The organism is Rosettibacter sp. KY25 (assembly GCF_057554405.1).
This window is the reverse complement of sequence record NZ_BAAJAO010000015.1, coordinates 1-23951: the sequence shown is the minus strand read 5'-3', so window position 1 is coordinate 23951 and position 23951 is coordinate 1. Positions and strand designations below refer to the sequence as shown.

The 23951-nt window shown below is 30.7% G+C and carries 22 protein-coding genes; 7 read left to right on the top strand and 15 right to left on the bottom strand.

Translation table 11 applies throughout. The features are described 5' to 3' along the window. Nucleotides 1-10: 10 nt before the first annotated feature. From AC27L2_RS09830 to AC27L2_RS09800, 7 genes are all read right to left on the bottom strand, one after another. Complete coding sequence (locus tag AC27L2_RS09830) at nt 11-712, bottom strand: tetratricopeptide repeat protein (protein ID WP_487211595.1); 702 nt, start codon at nt 710-712, stop codon at nt 11-13. Then, nucleotides 709-1752 (bottom strand): VWA domain-containing protein, encoded by a 1044-nt coding sequence (locus AC27L2_RS09825; protein ID WP_487211594.1) that lies wholly within the window; start codon nt 1750-1752, stop codon nt 709-711. Before AC27L2_RS09825 ends, AC27L2_RS09830 begins: the two co-directional genes overlap by 4 nt. A 19-nt stretch (nt 1753-1771) precedes the next feature. Then, nucleotides 1772-2767, bottom strand: coding sequence for a vWA domain-containing protein (locus tag AC27L2_RS09820; protein ID WP_487211593.1), 996 nt, complete (start codon nt 2765-2767; stop codon nt 1772-1774). Continuing rightward, nucleotides 2760-3719 carry a hypothetical protein gene (locus AC27L2_RS09815; protein WP_487211592.1) on the bottom strand — a complete coding sequence of 320 codons (960 nt, stop codon included), beginning with the start codon at nt 3717-3719 and terminating at the stop codon, nt 2760-2762. The genes AC27L2_RS09820 and AC27L2_RS09815 overlap by 8 nt, the downstream gene beginning before the upstream one ends. 27 nt (nt 3720-3746) lie before the next feature. Continuing rightward, nucleotides 3747-4640 carry a DUF58 domain-containing protein gene (locus AC27L2_RS09810; RefSeq protein ID WP_487211591.1) on the bottom strand — a complete coding sequence of 298 codons (894 nt, stop codon included), beginning with the start codon at nt 4638-4640 and terminating at the stop codon, nt 3747-3749. A gap of 20 nt (nt 4641-4660) precedes the next feature. Next, nucleotides 4661-5644: an AAA family ATPase gene (locus AC27L2_RS09805; RefSeq protein WP_487211590.1), complete on the bottom strand. Its 984-nt coding sequence runs from the start codon at nt 5642-5644 to the stop codon at nt 4661-4663. Between the two features lie 122 nt (nt 5645-5766). Continuing rightward, a complete protein-coding gene (locus AC27L2_RS09800) occupies nt 5767-6939 on the bottom strand; it encodes a class I SAM-dependent rRNA methyltransferase (protein ID WP_487211589.1) in 1173 nt (390 codons plus the stop codon). 81 nt (nt 6940-7020) lie between these two features. Here AC27L2_RS09800 and AC27L2_RS09795 point away from each other — a divergent pair, with 81 nt between their 5' ends. Continuing rightward, a complete protein-coding gene (locus AC27L2_RS09795) occupies nt 7021-8484 on the top strand; it encodes a RecQ family ATP-dependent DNA helicase (RefSeq protein ID WP_487211588.1) in 1464 nt (487 codons plus the stop codon). 5 nt (nt 8485-8489) lie between these two features. On the opposite strand, the gene AC27L2_RS09790 is transcribed toward AC27L2_RS09795, so the two are convergent. Both AC27L2_RS09790 and AC27L2_RS09785 read right to left on the bottom strand, forming a co-directional pair. Next, complete coding sequence (locus tag AC27L2_RS09790; protein ID WP_487211587.1) at nt 8490-10019, bottom strand: alpha-N-arabinofuranosidase; 1530 nt, start codon at nt 10017-10019, stop codon at nt 8490-8492. Between the two features lie 109 nt (nt 10020-10128). Then, entirely contained in the window at nt 10129-11133 is a 1005-nt protein-coding gene (locus AC27L2_RS09785) for a J domain-containing protein (RefSeq protein ID WP_487211586.1), read from the bottom strand. Nucleotides 11134-11307: 174 nt separating this feature from the next. Between AC27L2_RS09785 and AC27L2_RS09780 the strand changes: the two genes are divergently transcribed. From AC27L2_RS09780 to AC27L2_RS09760, 5 genes are read left to right on the top strand one after another with little or no spacing between them, the layout of a single operon-like run. Next, nucleotides 11308-11922, top strand: a complete 615-nt coding sequence (locus tag AC27L2_RS09780; RefSeq protein WP_487211585.1) for a TetR/AcrR family transcriptional regulator — start codon at nt 11308-11310, stop codon at nt 11920-11922. A gap of 17 nt (nt 11923-11939) precedes the next feature. Then, nucleotides 11940-13268: a TolC family protein gene (locus tag AC27L2_RS09775; protein ID WP_487211584.1), complete on the top strand. Its 1329-nt coding sequence runs from the start codon at nt 11940-11942 to the stop codon at nt 13266-13268. 29 nt (nt 13269-13297) lie between these two features. Further along, nucleotides 13298-14332 carry an efflux RND transporter periplasmic adaptor subunit gene (locus tag AC27L2_RS09770; protein ID WP_487211583.1) on the top strand — a complete coding sequence of 345 codons (1035 nt, stop codon included), beginning with the start codon at nt 13298-13300 and terminating at the stop codon, nt 14330-14332. A 12-nt stretch (nt 14333-14344) separates the two neighbouring features. After that, nucleotides 14345-17458, top strand: a complete 3114-nt coding sequence (locus AC27L2_RS09765) for an efflux RND transporter permease subunit (RefSeq protein ID WP_487211582.1) — start codon at nt 14345-14347, stop codon at nt 17456-17458. Nucleotides 17459-17467: 9 nt separating this feature from the next. Beyond that, the gene (locus AC27L2_RS09760; RefSeq protein ID WP_487211581.1) at nt 17468-17761 is read left to right on the top strand and encodes a PG0541 family transporter-associated protein; all 294 of its coding nucleotides are present in this window, start codon (nt 17468-17470) and stop codon (nt 17759-17761) included. 67 nt (nt 17762-17828) lie between these two features. On the opposite strand, the gene AC27L2_RS09755 is transcribed toward AC27L2_RS09760, so the two are convergent. The 5 genes from AC27L2_RS09755 to bshB1 form a co-directional block, all read right to left on the bottom strand. After that, nucleotides 17829-18032 carry a CDGSH iron-sulfur domain-containing protein gene (locus tag AC27L2_RS09755; protein WP_487211580.1) on the bottom strand — a complete coding sequence of 68 codons (204 nt, stop codon included), beginning with the start codon at nt 18030-18032 and terminating at the stop codon, nt 17829-17831. Nucleotides 18033-18106: 74 nt separating this feature from the next. After that, on the bottom strand, nt 18107-18493 hold the full coding sequence (locus tag AC27L2_RS09750; RefSeq protein WP_487211579.1) for a DUF302 domain-containing protein: 387 nt from the start codon (nt 18491-18493) through the stop codon (nt 18107-18109). A gap of 63 nt (nt 18494-18556) precedes the next feature. Continuing rightward, on the bottom strand, nt 18557-20026 hold the full coding sequence (locus AC27L2_RS09745) for an SLC13 family permease (protein ID WP_487211578.1): 1470 nt from the start codon (nt 20024-20026) through the stop codon (nt 18557-18559). 5 nt (nt 20027-20031) lie between these two features. Continuing rightward, entirely contained in the window at nt 20032-20889 is an 858-nt protein-coding gene (locus tag AC27L2_RS09740) for an NAD(P)-dependent oxidoreductase (RefSeq protein WP_487211577.1), read from the bottom strand. Next, entirely contained in the window at nt 20886-21617 is a 732-nt protein-coding gene (gene bshB1, locus AC27L2_RS09735; protein ID WP_487211576.1) for a bacillithiol biosynthesis deacetylase BshB1, read from the bottom strand. Before bshB1 ends, AC27L2_RS09740 begins: the two co-directional genes overlap by 4 nt. A 144-nt stretch (nt 21618-21761) precedes the next feature. On the opposite strand from bshB1, the gene gatB reads away from it, so the two are divergent. Continuing rightward, nucleotides 21762-23207 (top strand): Asp-tRNA(Asn)/Glu-tRNA(Gln) amidotransferase subunit GatB, encoded by a 1446-nt coding sequence (gatB, locus tag AC27L2_RS09730; RefSeq protein ID WP_487211575.1) that lies wholly within the window; start codon nt 21762-21764, stop codon nt 23205-23207. A gap of 40 nt (nt 23208-23247) precedes the next feature. Here the strand turns inward: gatB and AC27L2_RS09725 are convergent. After that, on the bottom strand, nt 23248-23951 hold a 704-nt coding region (locus AC27L2_RS09725), incomplete at its 5' end, for an SDR family oxidoreductase (RefSeq protein WP_487211574.1).

The following is a 23951-nucleotide window of genomic DNA, read 5'->3' as shown; positions in this document are numbered from 1 at the left end:
ATTTTTCATTTTACCAGTCTTTGTCAACTACCACTGCTCTGCCTTTTATTTTTCTGAGTTTCTTTTGTAAATCCTGCTCATTGTTTTTCAATGCTTCAAGAATTCTTTGAGCATCTTCTTTTGTTATTTGATTTTTCTGTTGCTGCTGTTGATTCTGTTTATCTTGCTCTTTATTCTGTTGGTTTTTATTATCTTGATTATTTTTATTCTGATTATCCTTCTTATCCTCATTCTGTTTATTTTGATTCTTATCCTGATTCTTTTGGTTTTGGTTTTTGTTTTGATTTTGTTTTTGTTTTAACATATTCAAGGCATAAGAAAGATTATACTTTGTTTCTTCATCATCAGGATTTAGCTTCAACGCATTTTTATAAGCTTCAATACTTTCCTGATACTTTTGAGATTTTAGCAAAGCATTTCCAATGTTATGAAAAACTTTGGCTTTATTAAATTTATCCTCCGTGAATGAAAGTGCATTTTTATAAGATTGAATTGCTTCATCATATCTGCCCTGCTTGTAATAAGCATCACCAAGATTAAAATGTCCTTGAAACAAATCTGATTTTTTCTCCAAGCCTTTTTTGAAATTTACTTCTGCATCGGCAAATTTTCCTTTTTTGTATAAATCAACCCCATCGTTGATAAGACTTCTATAACTTTGAGCAAATATTGTTGTAGAAAAAATCAAAAATAATATGGCAACAAATTTCATTTCGTTTCACCTCTCAATTTTTCAATCCTTGCAAGCCATGGAGATTTGTTTGATGAAATAAAGAAATCAATAACTAGCAGCAATATTGCTGGAAATATGAAATAATAAAATCTATCTTCATATTCTGTAATTCTTTTTGAACCATATTCACTTTGTTCAATTTTAGCAAGGTCGTTATAAATTGCTTCGAGTTCATCTTCTGTGTTTGTTCCGCGATAATATTTGCCATTACATTTTGAAGTGATTTGTTTAAGAATATCTTCGTTCAGTTTTGTCAAAACTATATTTCCTTGATTATCCTTTTTATAACCAATCTGCACACCTGTTTCATTATAAATTGGGATTGGAACTCCAGCAGGTGAACCAAATCCAATTGCATAAATAGCAACATCTTTTGAATTTGCTTCATCAAGAACGCTTTCTAAATTTCCTTGATGGTCTTCGCCATCAGTAATAATAACAATTGCTTTTTTTGTGCCATCATCATATTTGAATGATTTCAATGCTAATTCTATTGCAGGGCCAATTGCAGTGCCTGGCTGTGGAACAGAATTTACATCAACTGCATTTAAGAACAAATTTGCTGCTGAGTAATCTGAAGTCAATGGTATTTGAACATAAGCTTCGCCGGCAAAAACAATTAAACCTATTCTATCACCTTTGAGTCTCTGAATTAATTTTGAAATTTCATATTTGGCTTTTTCGAGTCTGCTTGGTTTTATATCTTCAGCAAGCATACTTTTTGAAACATCAAGTAAAATGTAAACATCAATCCCAATTTGTTTTACTTCTTCAATTTTAGTTCCTACCTGAGGATTAGCAAGAGCAATTAAAATCAGCATCAATGAAAAAGTATATAATGCAAATTTAAGATTAGACTTAGCATTACTTCTCAACGGAAATAAAATATTATGAAGTTTGCTGTCGGCAAATCTTTCTAAAATATTATTATGATTTTTTTGAAGATAAATATAAATGACAATTAAGAAAGGAATAATTATTAATGCATAAAGAAATTCTATGTGAGCAAATCTTATCAATTCAATTCCTCATTTTTAATTAAGGTAATTTTCTCAAATAAAATTTTGATAAACCGAATTCTACGAACAACAAAATTAATCCACTTAATGCCCATCCAAAATAAAGCTCCTTAGCATGTCGATATGAAGTTACTTCCACTCTTGTTTTTTCAAGCTTATCAATCTCATCATATATTTCCACAAGTTTTCTGTTGTTAGTTGCTCTAAAATATTTGCCGCCTGTAATGTTTGCTATTTGTTTCAATAAATTTTCATCAATTTCTACAGGCACCATTTGATATCTTTTACCAAAAGGAGTTTGAAATGGATAAGGAGCTTCGCCCATTGTACCAACACCAACTGTGTAAATTCTTATTCCAAATTTTTGAGCTATCTGCGCTGCAGTTATCGGGTCGATTTCTCCTGCATTATTAACACCGTCAGTTAAAAGAATCATAACTTTACTTTTTGATTGGCTGTCCTTCAATCTATTGACTCCATTTGCAATTGCATTACCAATTGCAGTTCCATCTTCTATCATACCACTGTAAATTTCAGAAAGTAAATTTCTTAAAACAGAATAATCAACTGTTAACGGACATTGAGTAAAACTTTCACCAGAAAAAATAACAAGTCCAATTCTATCAGAGGTTCTGCCTTTAATAAACTCATCAATTACTTTTTTTGCAGCTTCAAGACGATTTGGTTTGAAGTCTTCTGCGAGCATACTTCCTGAAATATCAAGAACCATTGCAATATCAATTCCTTCGGTATAAATATTTTCTCCAGATGAAAAACTTTGCGGGCGTGCAAATGCAATAATCAATAAAGCTATCGATAAAATTCTTAATAGTATTGGAACATTAACTAATTTTTCTTTCAAACTTTTAGGAACAGCTTCAAATAATTTCAGTGAAGAATAAACAGCAGAAGGTGTAATTTGTTGATTCTTTTTAACATACCAATAATACATAAACGGCAAAAGCAGTAAAAAGTATAACGCCCATGAGTTAGCAAATTCAATATTATCAAACATTGCTTACCTCTTCCTTTAGCTGCTCAACCTTTGGGATAGTATCATTTACAATTTTATAAGCCTGTTTCATCATTTCTTCATTTATTATAGGCATTGGCTGAAATTTTGCAAACTTAACCATATCAGCATTATTAAAAAATTCATTAGCTAAATCAACTATGCTCTTACCTTCTTCAAGATAACTTAAGCATGCTAAAATTTCTGATGATGTCATTTCAAGTGCGCGGAAATTAAATCTATCTTCAAAATATTTTCTTATGATTTCTGTTATTTCTGAATGATACTCTTTAATTAATCCCTGCTGCCATAATTTCTTTTCTTCAAGTTCTCTTAATGAATTCAATGCAATTTCATGAGGTGGAATTTTTTTCTCAGGAACTAATTCAATTTTGCTTTCTTTCTTTTTCTTAATGTATTTATATATGAAATAAGCAGAAACCAATATTAGAATTAGAACAAGAATTAATAAAGCAACAAGCAACAAATTTAACGGCACTTTAACAGGTTCTTTAACATCACGAATATCTTTTTGCGGTTCCACATGTAATGTCTTTACTGTAATTGTAAGAGGATTTACAGCAATAAATTGTTTGTTAGTATCGTTCCCTTCTTGATAATAAATTTTGTATGAAGGAATAGTAACAACTGCAGAATCATATCTCGAAAAAATATAAATATGCTTTTCAATTATTTTATTGTCTTTTTCTTCCTTAATTGGATTTAATTCTTGAATAAACTCAAGATTTTTTATGCTGTCTTTAACTGATGGGAAAAACACTTTTATATTTTTCGAGTATGAAAGTTCAAGATTATACTTTATGTAATCTCCAACAATGTATTCAGTAGAATCTGTTGAAGCACTCACAGAAATATTTTGAGCATGAAGCTCAGCTGAATAAGCAGCAATAAAAGTAAATAAAACCAAAATATTTTTTATAAATGTTTTTAGCATTGGATTAAATCATTTTAAGTGATAAAATTAATATCTTCTTTCACGCATTCTAAAAAAGTCAACAAGAGGTTTTACATAAGATTTACCAGTTTGAATTTCTATCGAATCCAATCTCGAAGACACAAAAATAGATTTTCTATATTCTTCAATGGTTTTTAATGTTTCGTTAAAATTAATTTTAAAATCTTTATCGTTAGTATCGATGTAGCGATATTCACCAGTTTCAGCATCAACAAATTTGATTAATCCAAAATCTTCAAGTTCATTTTCTCGTCTGTCTTTAATTATTACTCCAATCAAATCATGTTTTTTACCAACAATTCTTAATATCTTTTCATAACCTACATCAAGAAAATCTGATATTACAAAAGCTATTGCTCTTTTTTTAATTGCATGATTAAAATATTCTAATGCTTGTCGCAAATTAGTTTGTTTTCTTAATGATTCTGTATTCTCAGGGATATCAATTGAAAGAACTTCTCGAATTATTCTAAGAGCATGTGTTTTTCCTTTTTTAGGTGGAATAAATTTTTCAATTTTGTCTGTAAATAAAATCAAACCAACTTTATCATTATTTTTTAATGCGGAAAAAGCAAGAATAGCACTCAATTCTGCCGCAATTTGCTGTTTAGTTTTATCGGTTGTTCCAAACATTAAAGAACCACTCATATCAACAAGAAGCATAACAGTAAGTTCTCGTTCTTCTTCAAAAATCTTTACATAAGGATGTCCAAAACGAGCAGTTACATTCCAGTCAATAGTTCTTATATCATCACCGATTTGATATTCACGCACTTCAGAAAATTCCATTCCTCTTCCTTTAAAGACAGAATGATACTCTCCAGAAAATACTTCGTTAACTAATCCTCTTGTGCGAATTTCAATTTGTTTTACTTGCTTAAGTAAATCTTTTGTCAGCATAAATTATTTAAGAAATTTTATTAAGGTACTTCAATTGTATTTAATATTTTTGAAATAATTGTTTCGGAAGTAATATCCTCAGCTTCTGCCTCGTAAGTAACTGCAATTCTATGTCTTAATACATCAGCACAAATTGAACGAACATCTTCGGGAATTACATAGCCGCGTCTTCTAATGAATGCCATTGCACGAGCTCCAAGTGCAAGATTAATTGTTGCGCGAGGTGATGCACCATAACTAATTAAATCTGTTAATTCATTTAATCCATATTCTTTTGGATTACGAGTAGCAAACACAATATCAAGTATATATTTTTCAATTTTTTCATCCATATAAATTTCGTTAACCAATTTTCTTGCACGAAGAATATCTTCTGGAGAAATTACAGGTTTGAGTTCAGGCAATCCATCAGTAGAATTTAATTTCATTATTTTTAGTTCTTCTTCCCGTGAAGGATAAGTAATTTTAACTTTCAACATAAAGCGGTCAACCTGAGCTTCGGGGAGTGGATAAGTTCCTTCCTGTTCAATTGGATTTTGAGTAGCAAGAACTAAAAATGGTTCTTCCAATTTAAAAGTTGTATCGCTGATTGTAACTTGTCTTTCCTGCATTGCTTCGAGTAAAGCACTTTGAACTTTTGCAGGTGCACGGTTAATTTCATCAGCAAGAATAAAATTAGCAAAAATAGGTCCTTTCTTAATTGTAAAGTTTCCATCTTTTTGGTTATAGATAAGAGTACCAATTAAATCTGCGGGTAATAAATCAGGTGTGAATTGAATTCTTTGGAACTTTGCTTTCATTGAAGCTGCAAGTGACTTAATAGCTAAAGTTTTTGCAAGACCCGGAACACCTTCAAGTAATATATGGCCATTGCTTAGGAGTCCAATTACAAGGCGTTCCAGCATTTGCTTTTGTCCTACAATGACTTTGCTTATTTCATTAAAAAGAATGTCAATGAACTCACTTTCACGACGAATTTTTTCGTTTAGTGCTGCAATATCCAATTTGCTCTCCTCTATAGTTTGAAAAACTGTTTGCTTTTACAAAAGGGATTTTATAAAAGTTTCTTTGAAATAAATATTAATTTCGAGAAACAAATATACAAAATTGCGATCCCAGAATATGTTTATTTACATACTCTCACTCCAGCAAATTTCAAATAAACTGTTTCTTCCATTGAGGGCAGAATTGGATGGTCTAATGATGCATTGTTAAAATAAAAAAGTTGAATTTTCTTATCCGCTTTTTGAGCTGCCTTATTAATCACCTCAATAAACATATCCTCTTTCAAATGATGAGAACATGAAGATGTAAATAAAAGTCCATCGTCTTTTAATACATTCATCGCAAGTCGATTTAATTTTTCATATCCTTTTAATGCAGTAGGTAAACTCTTTTTATTTTTTGCAAAAGCCGGCGGGTCAATTATTACTACATCATATTTTTTATTTTGATTTATACATTCTTCTAAATAATCAAATACATCAGAAACTACAAATTCATTCTCACACGAAAAATTGTTTAACTGAAAATTAAACTTCGCATTCTCTATTTCTTTTTTTGATGAATCAACAAATGTAACTGATTTTGCTCCACATTTTGCTGCATTTAATCCAAATCCCCCTGCATTACAAAAACAATCAAGAATATTTTTATCTCTGCATAATTTACCTGTAAAAATTCGATTATCACATTGGTCAAAATAAAAACCGGTTTTGTGAGAGGTGATAAAATCGATTTTATATTTAACTTCACCATCAGAAATAATTTCTGTTGGAATTTCTCCTACATAAATTTTATCCTCTGCTTTCAAACCTTCAAGCTGACGAAAGTATTCTTCATTCTTTGTAAAAATATTTTTTGCTGAAAATTCATTTTGAAGAACTTCTATTACAGCTTCAATATTCTTCTCCATACCAACAGAATAAATTTGTAAAACATATGTGTCGTTATATTTATCAATTATTAATCCTGGCATAAAATCACTTTCGCTAAAAACCATTCTAAAAGATTCACGGTTAGGATAAACTATTTTTCTAAAATTATATGCAGATATTAATCTTTGTTTAAATAGTTGTTTAATATCAATTTCTTTTTCTCTTGATATAATTCTTACAGATATCAATGAATTTTTGTTATAAAATCCCTGAGCTAAAAAATTTTTTTGAGAATCATATACTTTAACTAAATCACCATTTTCAGGATTACCTTCAACGCTTTGAATCTCATTGCTAAAAATCCAGAGATGACCCTGCTTAATTCTTTTATCCTCATTCTTTTTAAGTATTACTTCTGCCATTTTGTTTTTCTTGCTCTGATAATTAATTACTTAAGCAAAACTTTCTTAATTTTCTGAACACTAAAAATAAATAATTAAAAAATGAATTTAGAAAAATATCTTAAGCAATATTTTGGTTTTGAATCATTCCGAGGAATGCAGAAAGATGTTATCAACAGATTGGTTAATGAAAAAGGTCATTGTCTTCTGATTATGCCTACAGGTGGAGGAAAATCATTATGCTATCAGCTGCCTGCAATGATATTTGATGGCGGTACTCTTGTTATAAGTCCATTGATAGCTTTGATGCAGGACCAGGTTGATGCATTAAAGAAAAAAAATATTCCTGCTGATTTTATTAATTCAACTATAAGCAGTGAACAAAGGGCAGAAAGACTTAATAAATTTTTGAAAGGAGAAATAAAATTACTTTATGTTACTCCTGAGAGATTTAAGAAAAAAGAATTTATAGATGCTATTCAAAAAGCAAACATTTCTTTGCTTGCCGTTGATGAAGCCCATTGTATTTCAGAATGGGGACACGATTTTCGTCCCGATTATTCAAGAATTGGTGAGTTCCGAAAAATCATAAAAAATCCTTTAACAATTGCACTTACAGCAACAGCAACTTTAGATGTTCAAAATGATATTATATCAAAACTTGGTATTAATAAAAACGAAATAAAAATTTTTCATGAAGGAATTCAAAGACCAAATCTTCGTCTTGAAGCAGTTGAGGTATATGATGAAAAAGAAAGTATAGAAATTATTATAAAAGTATTAAAAAAATATAAAGGTTCTGGAATTATATATTTCACATTGATAAAAACACTTGAAAGATATTCACAAATATTAAAGGATAAAGGTTTTGGTCACGAAATTTATCATGGTAAATTAACACCTAAGGAGCGCAAACAAAAACAAAGAGATTTTTTAACAGGCAGTCAAAAATTAATACTTGCAACAAATGCTTTTGGAATGGGCATTGATAAACCAGATATTCGCTTTGTAATTCATGCAGAAGTTCCGTCATCAATTGAATCATATTATCAGGAAATTGGAAGAGCTGGAAGAGATGGCAAAGATTCTCTTTGTCTTCTCATTTACAATCAAAATGATTTGTATACTCAGATGGAATTTATCAAATGGGCAAATCCAGATGCAGATTATTACGAAAGATTATACAATCTTTTAATAACTCGAATTGATGAAGTGAATTCATACGGAATTGATTTCATAAGAGAGCAACTGAGTTATAAAGATAAAAATGATTTTAGAGTTGAAACAGCATTAGGAATTCTTGAAAGATATGGAGTAACAGAAGGTTCACTCGAGGAAAAAAATCTAAGAGTCATAGATGAATTGCCACCGCAACTTGAAGATGTAAATTACTTGAAATCAAAACTTCTGAATGATAATAAAAAACTTCTTTCTGTAGTCAATTACTTCCGAACTGAAAAATGCAGAAGAATTTTTATCTCAGATTATTTTGGTTTCCCCGGTGAACCTCCCTGTGGAAACTGTGATATATGTACAAAGAACAATTTTTTTGATAAAAAAGAATGATGATATTATTTTAATTCAAGCACTACAACTGAACAAGGCGGCAATTTAACATTCAATATATTATTACTCAGCTGTGCATCATTAAAAACTTTTGGTGATACTTTATCCGGTTGTTCAAATGTATTATGGTCCTGAACTTTTTCTGAGGTAAGTATTCTTCCTTTAACAGAAGATACTTTTGTTCCTCTTAAATCGATAGTAACTTTTTGTTCATTTTTTATATCAACATTAACCAAAGAAATATGAATGAGTCCGTTCTTATCTTTAGATGCAGAACAAGAAATTGCATCAAGACTTTGATTATTAACAGTATATTTATTGCTTGTGACATTAACCGGCAGCATTAATGCATCATGATGAACATTATACATTTCCATAACATGATAAGTAGGAGTCAAAATAATTTTTTCTTTATCAGTTAAAATTACTGCCTGAAGAACATTAACAATTTGTGCCAGATTTGCCATTTTAACTCTGTCACAATGATTGTTAAAAATATTTAAGGTTGCACCAGCTAAAATTGCATCTCTCATTGTATTTTGTTGATATAGGAAAGCTGGATTTGTTCCGGGTTCAACATCATACCAGCCACCCCATTCATCAACAACAAGTGCAATTTTCTTTTGTGGATCATATTTATCCATAATATTTACATGTCTTCTAATCAGCTCATCCATTCTCAGAGCTTGCTGCATTGTTTGAAAGTATTGTTCTTCTGTGAAATCAGTTGCAGAACCTTTCTTGTTCCAATCAATTACAGAATAATGATGTAAACTAACACCTTCAATAAGATGGCGTGGAATATTTTTCAGTAATACTTCAGTCCAATTATAATCATCACTTGGTGCACCTGAAGCAATTCTAAAAAGTTTAGTTCTGGAGTAACCAGTCATATAAGTTGCATATTGACGATACAAATCTGCATAATATTCAGGACGCATATGTCCACCGCATCCCCATGTTTCATTTCCTATTCCCCAATATTTAACATTCCATGGTTTATCTCTTCCATTCTCTTTTCGTAAAGTTGTCATTGGACTTATTCCATCAAAATTCATGTATTGAACCCACTCAGCCAATTCTTGAGGTGTTCCACTTCCTACATTTGCTGAAATATAAGGTTCAGCACCTAATAATTCACACAAATCCATAAATTCATGAGTGCCAAAACTATTGTTCTCTGTTACACCGCCCCACCACATGTTAACAATTGTAGGTCTTTTTGATTTTGGACCAATTCCATCTTTCCAGTGATAAGTATCTGCAAAACATCCGCCAGGCCATCTTAAAACAGGCACTTTCATTTTTTTCAATGCAGCTATAATGTCGTTGCGAATTCCTCTGGTATTGGGAATTATCTTATTAGTATCACCAACATAAATTCCATCATAAATGCATCTGCCCAGGTGCTCCGAGAAATGTCCATAAATATTTCGGCTGATTGTATCTTTTCCTAAATCAGCATTAATAACAATTCTGTTTTGTGAAAAGATTAATGATGTTGCAATAAAGAAAACGATTAATAACTTTTTCATAGCCCACCTGTTATTAATGAAAAGAAATAATTTTTGGAAACATCATAAATATAAAATCAAAAATATTTCAAACCAATAAAAATTGTGGAATGCTTTAAGGGGTGTTAAACTAAAGATTATATTTTTTCTTCATCCATTCATAAGCAGCATTAAGCTGCTTAGTTTTTTTCTCGGCAAGAATTTTCAATTCTTCACCTAAATCACTAACTCTATCAGGATGATATTTAGCAATTAGTTCAAGATATTTCTTTCTAATTTGAGATTTAGTAACTCTGCCGCTTAAGCCGAGAATTTTCCCATAATATTTTGCTTTTTCATATTCAGTAGCAGTTGTTGGATCAAATTCATCTTCATCCTTAACAGTTCTCTTTTCATATCTCTCGTATCGTTCGTATTTCTCGTATTTTTCATATTGTTCATATTGAGTATACTTTTGCTTATTATCTTTGTCATCAGTTGATTTTCGATGAGTTTTTTGACGATAGTAAAATCCAACAATTTTATGAACGGAAGTAAACAATTCTGAACTGTTATCTCCAACATTGAATAGATAATCGAGGAAATAGACATTCACATTGAACCAATCTGTATTTTTAATTTTTTCTGCATTTTCAATAAGTAATTTTTTAACGGTATCTAATTTGTTGGCGGGTCTAATTTTTTTGAGTAATTGTTCTTCAAATACAGGAGTAGCAATCTTCAAAATAGAATTAATCCAGTCATTCCCGATTTCAAGTATCAATGTGTGAAGAATCAAATATTCATTTAGAACCGCTTCAGAAGATAAAGTAGAATTAATTTCTGGAGAATAACTTATGCATTGAAGATGTCCGTGAGTTGTAAAGATAAATTCATTTAATGTTTGGTCAATGTCTAAATTAAACCATTTTTTAAAAACTGTTTCAGCTGCATGATTAAAAAATTGAGTTCTTAATTCATAATTAGATTTATAACTTGTTAAGTACTGCTGAGAAAAATTTGATATCCCATTATAAACAAATCCAATTGCTGTCCATATTCTGTTATAAATTTCGTCATAAACATAATAAGCATCTTCATATTTCCCATGTTCAAACAGGTAATCAGCTGCACTTCTCATTTTAGCTATATTCATTCTGTAATTCATAGTAAATACGTTTTTATGATGATTATGGTTAAAAATTTTTATTGCTAATTAATTATCGTTCATAACAAAAACAAATTAATATTTTCTTAATAAGAATTTTTTGCGGCTAAAAATAATTTTTTATAAGTTTCGAACATTCTATTAAAAAGTTTGATAAATACTATGATAGATAATGAATCTATTCAATCAAAAAAAGATTTAATACTCAATACGGCAAGACAAATTCTTGCTAAGAACGGTTATGCCAAGACCACACTTGACGACATTGCAAATGCACTTGGCATGAAAAAATCTTCTCTATATTATTATTATCAAAGCAAAGAAGCTTTGCTTGAAGATGTAATCAACAATGAACGTGATAAGTATTTTTCATTAATTAATGATGCACTAAGCAGTGGAAATACCATCTTAGAAAAAATAATCAATTATGAAAATAAAAAATTCGAGTATGTCACTTCGGTAATGAAACTTCAAGATGTTACCCTAAATGTATTTTATGAAATCAAGAATAAAATTTATAAACTTATTAAGGAAATCAATCAAAAAGAGATTGAGATTTTATCAAAGGTTTTAAATGAAGCAATCAAGAAAAAAGAAATAAAAAAATGTGATACAGAACGAATAGCATGTTTATTACTTACAATTTCTGAGGCGCTTCGTCATCGTGAATATTATTTTGCTTCATTTACTGTTGACCAACAAATTGATTTCTCAAAAGCTCACGACGATATGATTTTTGCAGTCAAATTAATATTTGAGGGTTTATTAATAAAATAAAATCCGGAGGTATATAAGTGAAAAAGTTAATTTTATTTCTCTTCTCTTTTACTATAATTCTCTCTGCTCAACCAAGAGAGAAAATAGTATTAGACCTTAACAGAGCTATTGAATTTGCACTTGACAAAAACAGTGATATAAAAGTAGCTCAAATGGAAGTTGAAAAATCAAAAGAAAAACTGCGCGAAGCATTAAGCGGATTATATCCAAAGCTCGACTTAAGTGCACAATATCAGCGTTACATCAAAAAACCCGTAATCTTTTTGCCGCCTGGAACACCATTCAGTCCAGGAAATAAACCCGGCATTTTGGAAATTGGTTCGGATAATTCTTACAATGGTTCGGCTTCACTTTCTGTTCCATTGTTCGCATGGTCGCTTTATGAAAGCATTGGTGTTGCTTCAAACTCATTGGACTTATCAACAGAAAGCTATCGAAATACAAAAGTTCAGATAATTGGAAATGTCAAAAAATCATTCCTTGCTGTATTGCTTTCCAGAGAAATGAAAAATCTTATGGAATTAAGTTTGAAAAATGCAGAGGATAATTTTGAAAATATTAAAAGACTTAATAAAGCAGGAACACTTTCAGACTATGATGTTCTTAGAGCAGAAGTTCAAGTAGAAAATTTAAAACCGACTGTTCTTCAAATGGAAAATAATTATAAGCTATCACTCGAAGCCTTGAAAGTAGCAATTGGATTAGATGCAAGTGAAGAAATTGAAGTTGTTGGTGAACTTAATTTTGAAGAACCTTATCAGCTGCCATCAGAAGATGAAATTATCAATGAACTCATAAAAACTAATCCGCAGCTTTCAATTCTTGAACAGCAAGTTAAACTTTATGAAAAAATGGTTTCTCTTGAGAAATCTTCTTACCTGCCAACTTTAGCAGGATTTGGAAGTTATCAATATCAAACTCAAGCAAATGATTTTAATTTTTCTGAATATAGATGGGTTAAAACTTTTGTAGTCGGACTCCAAATTCAACTTCCTGTTTTCAATGGATTTAAAACACAATCAAGAGTAAGTCAAGCAGAAATTAGTTTAAGTCAAGCTAAAGAACAAAAAAGAAATTTAACCGAAGCAATCAAAACTCAAGCATTAAGTATTCTTTACAGATTACAACAGGCATTAAAGAGAATTGAAGGTCAAACAAAAACTGTAAAACAGGCAGAAGAAGGTTATAACATTGCAAAAAGAAGACTTGAAAACGGGCTTGCTACTCAATTAGAAGTTAATGATGCAGAACTTGCACTTCGTCAAGCAAGAATTAACAGACTCCAAGCAATTTATGACCTTAAAGTAGCAGAAGCAGAATTAAATACAGTGCTTGGTAAAAATTAAGTTTAGAATAAAAATCAGGAGATAAATAAATGAACATTACAAAAATCACATCGGTCATTTTTATTTCTTTAATAATCTTATCAGGATGTTCAAAGAAAGAAATTAATAATGAAACTCAAAAAGTAATTCCAGTTGAAGTTACTGTTGTAAAAAAATCAAGCATCGACAGAGATATTAAACTTGTTGGAACTTTGAATGCGTGGAAAGAAGCAAATCTTGGAGCTCAAACTTCTGGAAGAATTCAAAAAATTTATGTTGAAGAAGGTTCGAGAGTTAAAGAAGGTGATTTACTTTTTGAAATGGATGATACTCAACTTGCTCAAGCAAAAATTCAATATCAAATTGCTAAAGATAATTATGAACGCATGAAACCGCTTTATGAAACCGGTTCCATTTCTCAATCACAGTATGACCAGATTAAAGCTGCTTATGAAACTGCAGAAAAAAATTATAATCTCCTTTTAACAAACACACAATTTAGAGCCCCCTTCTCAGGAATAATTACTGCAAAAAAATTAAATGATGGTGAAGTATTTTTACTTGCACCTACAGGTGGAGCTCCAACAATTGTAACATTAATGCAAATTAATCCATTAAAATTATTGCTGAATGTAAGTGAAAATAATTTTAAGGATATTAAAATTGGTCAAACTGTTGAAATACAATCTGATATTTTCCCAAATGAAATTTTCAAAGGAAATATTAGCAGAATTAATCCAACCATTAATGCATTAACAAGAACTTTTGAAGTTGAAGTTAAAATTCCAAATCCTCAAGAGAAATTAAGACCAGGTATGTTTGTTCGTGCAAAAATTTTATTAGGCAAAACGGATGGAATACTTGTGAACAGAGCTGCTATTCTTAAACAAATTGGCACTTCTGCTCATTATGCTTTTATTATTAAAAACAATATTGCCAAAAGAGTTGATGTAACAATCGGAAAAGAATTTGACAGCGTAGTTGAAATTACAAGTGGTTTATCTGAAGGAGATTATTTAGTTACTAATGGTCAAGGTGTTTTGAAAAACGGAAATCAAGTTGAAATAAAAGCAAAAGCAGAGTAAAGGAGATTTGCAATGAAATTACCAGAAATATCTGTTCGAAGACCTATAACAACTATAATGTTGTTTGTGGCAATCATTATAATTGGACTTGTATCCTTTCAAAGATTGCCTATAGATTTATTGCCAGAAATTGAACCACCAATGATTAGTGTTCTTACACAATATCCTGGTGCAAGTGCTCAGGACGTTGAAATAAATGTTACAAAAAAAATTGAGAGTGGTTTAAGTTCTATTACTAATTTGAAAAAAATCAGGTCTACTTCTATTGACAACATTTCTGTTGTTGTTTTAGAATTTGAATATGGAACAAACTTAGATGAAGCTTCTAATGATATTCGTTCTGCTCTTGAATTTACAAAAAGAAACTTGCCAGAAGATGCACTTGACCCATTCATATTCAAATTCAGCACAAACATTTTTCCTGTTGTATTTCTTGCTGTTACTGCAGATGAAAGTTACATTGGCTTAAATAAACTTGCTGAGCAGGAAATTGTAGACCCATTAAAAAGAGTCAATGGAGTAGGAACTGTTCAAGCTTTTGGCGGACCAATTAGACAAATCTTAGTTCAAGTTGACCCCAAGAGATTAGAAGCTTATAACATTTCCATTCAACAAATTGGTCAAGCACTTCAATCAGAAAATATCAATCTTCCTTCTGGAACAATCAAAATGGGAAATATGGAATATAACTTAAGAGTTCCAGGAGAATTTTCTGATATCAACGAAATAAAAAATTTGGTGGTTAGTCAACAAGGCGGAAGAATTGTTTACTTAAAAGACGTTGCAAATGTTAAAGATAGTTTAAAAGATAGAACAATTAATGTTAGACTAAACGGCGGTCGTGGTTTACAAATCATTGTGCAAAAACAATCTGGCGCAAATACTGTAGAAGTTGCAAGAAATGTAAAAGCTAAAATAGAACAAATAAAAAAGAATCTCCCTTCTGATGTTAAGATTGATGTAATTGTTGATACATCTGAATATATTGTAAATTCAATCAACAATCTTGCAGAAGCAGTTCTACTTGGTGCAGTCTTTGTATCAATTGTTATTCTTTTATTCTTAAGAAAATGGCGTGCTACATTAATTATTTTATTGACTTTGCCTGTTTCTTTAATTGGCGCTTTTATCTATCTCTATTTTACTGGAAATACTATCAATATCATTTCTCTTTCTTCACTCTCAATTGCAGTAGGTATGGTAGTTGACGATGCAATTGTTATTCTTGAAAATATTACTCACCATGTAGAACGAGGTGCAAGACCAAGAGAAGCTGCAATTTTTGGTTCATCAGAAGTTGGATTGGCTGTTACAGCATCAACATTTACAATTGTTGCTGTATTTTTCCCATTAGTATTTATTTCTGGTATTGCAGGAATATTATTTAATCAATTGGGTTTTTTGGTTACTGTAATGATTCTTGTTTCACTTTTAGCAGCATTAACATTAATCCCCATGTTATCTGCTAAACTTTTAAAATCAAAGAAGGAAGAAAAGCCAATTCAAAATCTTTATCTCAAAAAGATTGATTCATCACTTGCAAACTTTCTTGACAAAATTGATGACTTTTATAAAGGTGTATTAAATTGGGCATTAGACCACAAGAAGACAGTAATAGTAGGAGCAATTTTTATTTTTGTTGGTTCATTAGCATTAATTCCAATTGTTGGAACAGAATTTTTCCCTCGTTCTGATTCAGGAAACTTTCAGTTAACATTAGAATTGCAGCCAGGAATTAGATTGGAAGAAACTGTTGAATATGTCAAAAAAGTAGAAGATATAATTCGAAAAGATTTTCCTGAAATTGTATTCATATCAGGTCGTTCAGGTGTGAATGATCAGGGCTTTTCAGCAATATTATTTGGACAAAGAGAAGCTGCAAACATTTCTTCAATTCAGGTAAGAACTGTTCCAAAAAGTCAACGTAAGAGAACAATTTTTGAAATGGCTGACGAACTCCGTAAAAAACTTGAAGTAATTCCAGGCATCAAGAGCTTTACAATTAATACAAGTGGTTCCATGGCAATGTTAACTGGCGGTTCAAGCGCTCCTATTGAAGTTGATATTATTGGCCCAAACTTAGATGATACTTATCAATTAGCAACTCGAATCAAAGAATATATGACCAAAGTTGAAGGAACTCGTGATGTAAGAATCGACATTGGAGATCCAAGACCGGAACTTCAAATTACACTTCAAAGAGACAAAATGGCACTCAATGGACTTAATACAGCTTTGGTTGCTTCTACTTTAAGAAATTATTACTATGGACTTACACCAACAAAATACCGTGAACTTGGAGATGAATACGACATTTTCATAAGTCTGCCGCCTGAGAAGAAAAATTCATTAGCAGATATTGAAAATCTTCCAATAAAAACTATGGCTGGAACAACTGTAAGATTAAAAGATATTGGAAGTGTTACTCAGCAATATTCACCTCCAGAAATTCATAGAAAAGAACAGGAACGAGTAGTTGCAGTATTATCTGATGTTGAAGGTCGTTCACTTGGTGAAGTTACAAAAGACATTCAAAATTATGTTAACAAATTACAGCTTCCTCCAAATGTATCGATTGAATATGCAGGACAAATTGAACAGCAATCAGATACATTTAAAGATTTATCACTCTTATTGATTCTAAGTATAATTTTGGTTTACATGGTTATGGCATCACAATTTGAATCGTTGCTTGACCCATTTATAATTATGTTCTCAGTTCCTTTCTCATTCTCGGGTGTTTTCATTGCATTATTTATAACAAATACTCCATTCAGCGTAATTGCTTTCTTAGGAAGTATCATGCTTATTGGAATTGTTGTAAAGAATGCAATTGTGCTTGTTGATTACACAAATATTACAAGAGCTCGAGGATATGAACTTAGAGATGCAATTATTCATGCTGGCAGAAACAGATTACGTCCCGTGCTAATGACAGCATTAACAACACTGCTTGGATTAATTCCGCTTGCAATCAGTAAAGGTGAAGGTTCAGAAACATGGCAGCCTCTTGGAATCTCAACTATTGGCGGCTTATTCTTTTCTACTGTTATAACGCTTATAATCGTGCCTGTTCTCTATTCAATTTTTGAAACAAAAATCAAACAGAAAAAAGAAATTGATTAAGGAGATAAAATGAAAGCTGTAATGATAGTTTATAATCATGGAATTACTGAAGAAGTTGATGAAGCTCTTCAGAGTTTGAATATCAGAGGATACACGCGGTTCTTAAATGTTCATGGACAAGGAAGTGTAAAAGGTGAACCACATTTAGGAACTCACATTTGGCCCAGCCAAAATGCAGTTGTATTAACAATAATTAAAGACGATTTGGTTGAGCCATTACTTAAAAAAGTAGAAGAAATAAATAAAGATGCAGAAGAACAGGGTATTCATGCATTTGTGTGGAATATTGAAAAAATGATATGATAAAAAATTGGGGCTGGCTGATAATTATGATAATGATGAATTAATATTATCGGTCAGCCCCATAAATTTATTTTACTTCTATTTCTACAACTTCCCCTTTGAATTCACATTTTTTATGAGTGCCGTCGCAAAAAGGTTTGTTGGAAGATTGCCCGCATCTGCATAGTGCAATTGTTTTTTGTGAAAGAACTTCTTCTTTCCCGTTTCTAATGACTTTTGCTTCATTTACTTCAATTAAGTATGGACCATTTTCTGCAGCTTTTATTTTCATATTATTTCCTCCTTTCTTATAAATTTATTAGTTCATTCCAATTTTATTATTAGAATCTTTCAAAAAAAATAAATTTATAAGCTTTCAAGTACTCTTTTGAGTTTTGCTGAAACTTCACTTGCAACTTCTTCCAATTCTCTATTACCTACTGCCTGCATTGATTCCATTGGATTAACAGTGCTGACTTGAACTTCTCCGCTTTCTTTTTCTTGAACAATAATGTTACAAGGTAGAAGAACTCCAATGTTTTCTTCTTTTGATAAAGCCTTGTAAGCTAAAGGCGGGTTGCATGCACCAAATATTTTATATCTTCTAAAATCTACATTTAATTTTTTCTTTAGAGTTTCCTGAACATCAATTTGCGTTAAAACTCCAAATCCTTCTTTAGTCAATTCTTCTAATAATTTTGAAATTGCTTCTTCGAAAGTATAATTGACAATTTTTGAATTATAATATGCCATTGTATTCCCTCCTATTTTTACTTTGATATGATGATATGACATGTTATAGGTTTCATAATTTTATCAAGCAAAAAATAACCAAACAAAAAATGTTACTACAATTATTCCATATAAATTAATCAGAAATCCAGTCTTTGCCATATCAATAATTTTTAATCTTCTGCTGCTAAAAACAATTGCATTTGGAGGTGTTGCTACAGGCAGCATAAATGCAAATGAAGAGGAGATTGTTGCCGGAATCATAAGCAATAGTGGATTTATCTGAAGTTCAATTGACAAAGATGCAAGTATTGGCAATAAAATTTGTGCAGTTGCAGTGTTTGAAGTAAGTTCTGTCAAAAAAGTTAATACAAAACACACAGAAGCTATCAATAAAACAACATTGACATTTTTAAGCATTGCGAATTGATGCCCAATTAAATTTGACAATTTGCTGTCAACAAAACCTTCTGCAAGAGCAAAACCTCCACCAAACAATAAAATTATATCCCAAGGAATTTTATTTATTGCAGTATGGTCAAGAATAAAATTATAGTTGCTGTTTTTATTCTTAACAGGAATCATAAATAAAACCAAAGCCATTGCAATTGCGACTGTTCCATCATCAATAAAATCTGCTTTTGGAAATATTTTTGACCAGCCAGGAATTTTCATTACACCAAGGTCAAGTTCTGCTCTGAAAATCCACAACAAAGAAGTAATTATGAAAACAATAAGAACCACTTTTTCTTCGTAACTAATTCTTCCTAATTTATTTTTTTCATTTTTAACAACAATGTCATTAATAACAAGAGAATCATTTTTATATAAAATTTTTGTTAAAAAAAACCAGACAAACAAAATCATTACAAAGGCAATTGGTACTGCAAATTTCATCCATTCGCCAAAATAAATTTCCGGATTATTCGGAAAATTAATTTTATAAATTCTTTGAAAAACTAAATTCGGCGGGGTCCCAATTGGTGTAGCAATACCACCAATAGAGCAGGAGTAAGCAATTCCAAGCATTAATGCAATTGCAAAGCGAGAAATATTTTCTTCTCCAAGTTCTTCACTTAATTTATTAATAATTGCAAGTCCAATTGGCAAAAGCATTACTGCAGTTGCAGTGTTAGAAATCCACATTGAAATAAATGCTGATGAAATCATAAAACCAAAAATTATTTTGGATGAAGAATTTCCAACTAAGTTAATTACATTTAATGCAATTCTCTTGTGAAGCTGCCAACGTTCCATAGCAATGGCAATTATAAATCCGCCAAGGAAAAGAAAGATTGTAGAATTAATATAAGCCTGTGAAGTATCTTTTGAGGAAATTGCTCCTGTTAATGGGAAAAGTATCAAAGGAATAAGTGAAGTAACAGAAAGCGGGATTGCTTCTGTTACCCAAAGGATTGACATGAGTATTGCGATTGATGCAACTATTTCGGCATTTTTATATTCATCACCAAAATCAAAAATTAAATAAGCTGTTAGAGAAATTAATATGCTTAGAATTATCCAAAATAATTTTATTATAATTTTTTTCTTCATCTAAATTATTTTGAAGGATGAATAATATTATAAAGTGCCGAATAATCTTTATCCGATAAATTTGCATCCATTGAATTAATCAATATTTTTCTGACACTTTCAACAATCTCTGTATTAATGCCGCTGTTTTGAAATTCCTGATAAATCAAATTAACATCTTTTAACATGTGCTTGAGTGGGAAATTTGCTTTATCAAAATCGCGTTTTAACATATTTGGTAATTTTTTGTCGAATGTAGGTGCATAGAGTGCACTCTTTCTTAATATTTCCATAAAGATATTCACATCAATTCCTTTACTTAATACATAAGCCAACGACATACCAAATGCTGAGAGTAATGATGGAATTAATTGATTTAATGCTAATTTTAATGCAGATGCCTTACCAGGCTCTCCAACATGCAGAACAGTTGAACCAAAATTTTTCAGAATCTTTTTAACTTGACTAAAATTTTCCGAATCACATCCAACCATTACAATTAATTCGCCAGCTTCTGCTTGTTGAGTACTTCCCAAAACAGGAGCTTCTATATAAACTCCACCTGCATTTTCAAATCTTTCTTTCAGCAATAAACTTTCATGTGGAGAAATCGTGCTCATTTGAATTAGAGTTTTGCCTTTAAAATTATTTTTATTCTTAAATAATACTTCTGTAATTGCATTATAATCTGTTAACATCGTAATAATAACAGGAGGTTCTTTAACAGCTTCTTCTGGCGAAGTAAAAACTTTCGCCTGATGTTTTTTTAATCTTTCTGTTTTTGAAATTGTACGATTGAACACATGTAAAGAATAATTGGCTTTTAATAAGCGAAATGCCATTGGTTCGCCCATTAATCCTGTTCCAAGAAAAGCTATTTTCATTTTTTTTCTCCGTTCTTGATTAAACTAATTAAATCATATTCAATTTCTTCTTCGCAAAAGAATGGTTCACCATAATCTTTTCCGATTTTGAAACCATATACTTTTGCTCTTGCTTCAATGTATTTTAAAAAATTTGGTTGACTAATAAAAGTTTCAGGTTCGTTGCTGTTTGGGTTATGGAATTGTGATTCATAAGCTTTAATTGCTTGCATCTTCAATTCAAATGTATCACTTATATCAATAATAAACGAGGGCTTAGTCTCATAAGTTTGTATATAGTAAAATAATTTTTTAGGTCTATATGGACTTTGAATTTGTTCATTGTCCTCAGTAACAATTTTAGGAAGTCCTGAAAAAAACATTGCTTCTTTAATCAAAAATCCGCAGCCGACATGGTCGGGATGACGGTCATTAAAATATGGTGCAAAAATTATTTCTGGCTGATATTTTCTGATTTTAGATATTACTTTTATTAAATATTCTTCTTTCACTTTGATTGAGCCATCCTTAAAACCAAGATTTTCTCTGTGATTAATTTTAAGAATTTCAGAGGCTTTTTGAGCTTCTTTCATTCTGATTTCTGCAGAACCTCTGGTGCCAAGTTCCCCTTTTGTTAAATCTACAATCCCAACTTTTAAGCCTCCGTTTATTAATTTAGCAATTGTTCCGCCCATTGAAAGTTCAGCATCGTCGGGATGTGCTGCAAATATTAGTATATCAAGCTTCATTCACTCCTCTTATAAAATTTAATTTATAATATGAATATAATTTTTTAGAAAGTAAATTCTTGAAAAAAATTTCTTTTTCGAATTATGCAAAAAAATTCTTAATAGAAATAATTATATTCGCAAAAATAAAATTAAAGATTTGATATGAATCCCAAATACGAAGCTGTTATTGGATTAGAAGTTCATGCACAATTATTAACAGATTCAAAAATATTCTGCGGCTGCTCAACAAAATTTGGTGCTGCTCCAAATACTAATGTTTGTCCAGTTTGCCTTGGACATCCCGGTGTTCTTCCAGTCCTGAACAAAAAAGTTGTAGAATTTGCTGTATTGATGGGACTTGCTACAAACTGCAGAATCAATGAAAAATCAATATTTGCAAGGAAACATTATTTTTATCCTGACCTTCCAAAAAATTTTCAAATATCTCAGTATGAAGAACCAATCTGTGAACATGGATTTATCACAATAGAATTGAAAGACGGCACAAAAAAGAAAATTGGGATAACAAGAATTCATATGGAAGAAGATGCTGGAAAATCAATTCATGACCAGGGCTTTGATACTTTGATCGATTTGAATAGAACCGGCACACCTTTGTTAGAAATTGTAAGCGAACCTGATATAAGAACTCCTGAAGAAGCATATTTATATCTAACCAAATTAAAACAAATACTTACTTACCTTAACATTTGCGATGGTAACATGGAAGAAGGTTCATTAAGATGCGATGCAAATGTTTCGGTGAGATTAAAAGGTGAAACAAAATTTGGGACAAAAACAGAAGTAAAAAACATGAACTCTTTCCGTAATGTTGAAAGAGCACTTGAATATGAAATTGAAAGACAAATTGATTTGCTCGAAGATGGGAAAGAAGTAGTTCAACAAACATTATTATGGGATGCTGATGCAAACATTGCTTATCCAATGCGAAGCAAAGAAGAAGCACACGATTATCGTTACTTCCCCGAACCTGACTTAATGCCAGTAGTTGTAACAAACGAATGGAAAGATGAAATACTATCTAAAATGCCTGAATTACCTGATGCTAAAAAAGAAAGATTTATTAATCAATACAATCTTCCTAAATATGATGCTGAGATACTTACATCTTCAAGAGAACTTGCAGATTACTATGAAAGAATTTTAACTGTTACAAATGATTATAAAGCTGCAAGCAATTGGGTAATGACTGAAGTATTAAAAGTAATTAATGAAGAAAAAATTTCTATAAATGAATTTCCTGTGAGTGCAGAAAATCTTGGCAAATTAATAGAACTAATAAATAAAAATGTAATTAGCGGAAAAATTGCAAAAGAAGTTTTCCCTGAGATGTTAAAATCAAATAAAGACCCTGAAGAAATTGTTAAAGAAAAGAATTTAATTCAGATTACAGATACATCCGAAATTGAAAATGTGATTGATAAAATCTTATCACAAAATCAAAAACAGGTTGAAGAATATTTAAGTGGAAAAGATAAAGTTTGGGCTTTCTTTGTTGGGCAAATCATGCGTGAAACTAAAGGTAAAGCCAATCCACAAATTGTAAATGAACTGCTTAAGAAAAAATTGGAAGAGTTAAAGAAATAAAAAGTAAATTCAGGAAAAATTATTCAAAAATTTTCTTTGCTTATTTGAAATTATTTTTTATTAATTCTCTAATTGCTTTTCTTAAATTCTCAGGTTCAATCCCTAATGAAAGTAATTTATCAATATTCATCGATACATCGTGAACAATGTAAGGATAATTTTCTTCTTCCATTGTAACAGGAACTAATAAATTTTTATCAAAGCCTGCTTCTTCACAAAGTAATAAACCTAAATCATAGCGAGATAATCTTTCTGCTCCACCAAAATTTACAATTTCGATTTTTACTTCTTTCTCAACTAATTCTGCTATCATTCGTGCAGCATCATTTAATTCAAGTGGAGAACGATATTGGTTTGTAAATAATTTTATTTGTTTATTTAATTTGAGATTTTCATACATAAAGTGGAAAAAATTTCTTGAATGGTTTAATCCAAAACCAATCAATAAAGCTTGCCGCAAAATTATATAATTATCAAAAGTTTCCTGAATCTTGACTTCGCCCATCAATTTTGTTTCTGCATAAAGAGAAATTGGAATTAATTTAGAATCTTCTTTTAACAAAGAACCACGATAGCCTGCATAAACAAGGTCAGTCGAAATATAAATTAATTTTGATTTTATACTATCACATATTTCTGCAATCTTTTTTGTTGCATTCACATTCACTTCATAAACATAAGATGTAGGGTATTGTTCTGCTCTTTCTGCATTTGAAACAGCAGCTGTATGAATAACAACATCCG

Coding starts and splice junctions, on each gene's coding strand:
- AC27L2_RS09785 (WP_487211586.1), bottom strand. CDS start 11,133: ATGAATATAGCTAAAATGAGAAGTGCAGCTGATTACCTGTTTGAACAT.
- AC27L2_RS09815 (WP_487211592.1), bottom strand. CDS start 3,719: ATGCTAAAAACATTTATAAAAAATATTTTGGTTTTATTTACTTTTATT.
- AC27L2_RS09755 (WP_487211580.1), bottom strand. CDS start 18,032: ATGAAAATAAAAGCTGCAGAAAATGGTCCATACTTAATTGAAGTAAAT.
- AC27L2_RS09810 (WP_487211591.1), bottom strand. CDS start 4,640: ATGCTGACAAAAGATTTACTTAAGCAAGTAAAACAAATTGAAATTCGC.
- AC27L2_RS09800 (WP_487211589.1), bottom strand. CDS start 6,939: ATGGCAGAAGTAATACTTAAAAAGAATGAGGATAAAAGAATTAAGCAG.
- AC27L2_RS09760 (WP_487211581.1), top strand. CDS start 17,468: ATGAAAGCTGTAATGATAGTTTATAATCATGGAATTACTGAAGAAGTT.
- AC27L2_RS09780 (WP_487211585.1), top strand. CDS start 11,308: ATGATAGATAATGAATCTATTCAATCAAAAAAAGATTTAATACTCAAT.
- AC27L2_RS09740 (WP_487211577.1), bottom strand. CDS start 20,889: ATGAAAATAGCTTTTCTTGGAACAGGATTAATGGGCGAACCAATGGCA.
- gatB (WP_487211575.1), top strand. CDS start 21,762: ATGAATCCCAAATACGAAGCTGTTATTGGATTAGAAGTTCATGCACAA.
- AC27L2_RS09745 (WP_487211578.1), bottom strand. CDS start 20,026: ATGAAGAAAAAAATTATAATAAAATTATTTTGGATAATTCTAAGCATA.
- AC27L2_RS09820 (WP_487211593.1), bottom strand. CDS start 2,767: ATGTTTGATAATATTGAATTTGCTAACTCATGGGCGTTATACTTTTTA.
- bshB1 (WP_487211576.1), bottom strand. CDS start 21,617: ATGAAGCTTGATATACTAATATTTGCAGCACATCCCGACGATGCTGAA.
- AC27L2_RS09770 (WP_487211583.1), top strand. CDS start 13,298: ATGAACATTACAAAAATCACATCGGTCATTTTTATTTCTTTAATAATC.
- AC27L2_RS09790 (WP_487211587.1), bottom strand. CDS start 10,019: ATGAAAAAGTTATTAATCGTTTTCTTTATTGCAACATCATTAATCTTT.
- AC27L2_RS09750 (WP_487211579.1), bottom strand. CDS start 18,493: ATGGCATATTATAATTCAAAAATTGTCAATTATACTTTCGAAGAAGCA.
- AC27L2_RS09765 (WP_487211582.1), top strand. CDS start 14,345: ATGAAATTACCAGAAATATCTGTTCGAAGACCTATAACAACTATAATG.
- AC27L2_RS09795 (WP_487211588.1), top strand. CDS start 7,021: ATGAATTTAGAAAAATATCTTAAGCAATATTTTGGTTTTGAATCATTC.
- AC27L2_RS09830 (WP_487211595.1), bottom strand. CDS start 712: ATGAAATTTGTTGCCATATTATTTTTGATTTTTTCTACAACAATATTT.